Origin of the sequence: Mesorhizobium sp. M2E.F.Ca.ET.209.01.1.1, from assembly GCF_004010375.2 — a bacterium.
Classification (GTDB): domain Bacteria; phylum Pseudomonadota; class Alphaproteobacteria; order Rhizobiales; family Rhizobiaceae; genus Mesorhizobium.
The window spans coordinates 1-1160 of sequence record NZ_SADP02000056.1 but is presented as its reverse complement, the minus strand read 5'-3'; the positions used below and the strand labels follow the sequence as shown (position 1 = coordinate 1160).

The window sequence follows — 1160 nt, the reverse complement described above, 5'->3', positions numbered from 1 at the left end:
GGCGCGACGGCGCTGCCCGCCGCGAGCTACCGCAGGCTGAAAGATGCCTTCGCCACTCGCCCGTATCATCTACACCACGGGACACGTTTCGTGCGGAACCCGACACATTGAGGCGCAAATATGCCCCGGCGCGGCGCGAAACACATGCTTCCCCTTTTTCGCGCCACCTGTTCGGTGGCACGCCGATTGCTTGAGGCTTCGTGTAGGCGTGCGGTCAAGATGAGCTGTTCCCACAGAGATCCGGATCCGAACGAATGCACGTGACAGCAAGGCATACATCAAAGGAGTAGCTCATGCGGGTAGCCGTCGTGTGGAACAGTGATTTTACGGGCGTGATCAACCGGTTCGGTCAGCCTTATCCGCAGCCGCCGCAGCCTTGGCCGCATTACGGCGCGATAACCAAAAGCGTGATGGCGGCATTGCAAGAGGGCGGCCACGAAACTCTGCTGTGTGAAGGCGATAAAGAACTGCTCGCCACGCTCCAGGGCTTCATGCCACCCGATCCGCAAGCCCGCCCTTCGGGGTTAGTATTCAACTTGGCAGAGGGAATTCAAGGCGAGTACCGTTTCACCCACGTTCCTGCCATGCTTGAGATGGCCGGTGTTCCATACACCGGATCGAGTCCGCTCGGGCATGGGCTGACCGACGATAAGGTCATCAGCAAGACGCTCATGCGCAGTTGCGGCGTGCCAACGCCGAACTTTCGCGTCATGCGCAGCGGCACCGAGAGCACCGAGGGTCTTCGATTCCCAGTGGTAGTGAAGCCGCGTCACGAAGACAACAGCTTCGGTTTGCAGCTCGTACATGAGCCCGCTAAGCTGACGCAGGCAGTGGAAATGATCATCACGCAATATGCGCAGGATGCGCTCGTGGAAGAATACATAGATGGGCGAGAAATCCATGTGGCGCTGCTCGGAAACCGAGAGATAGAGGTGTTGCCAGCTGTGGAGCATGACTTCGGCGGCGGCCAAACGCGTCTCATGACTTGGGAGGTGAAGTACATGGACGCCGCGGCGCTGCCCAGGATGTGTCCGGCGCAAGTCGAGAGCAGCCTTGCAACTTTGCTGCAGGACATTGCGGTTGCGACCTTCCGTGCCTGCCAGTGCCGGGACTACGCCCGCGTCGACCTCCGGATCGACCGCTCCGGTCAGCCCTTTGTC

Annotated in this window: 1 protein-coding gene; it reads left to right on the top strand. The window is 60.1% G+C overall.

What is annotated here, in order from left to right; translation table 11 throughout:
- Window positions 1-293: 293 nt before the first annotated feature.
- Window positions 294-1160: ATP-grasp domain-containing protein (locus tag EN852_RS34510; protein ID WP_127253950.1), on the top strand; the 867-nt coding region annotated here is incomplete at its 3' end.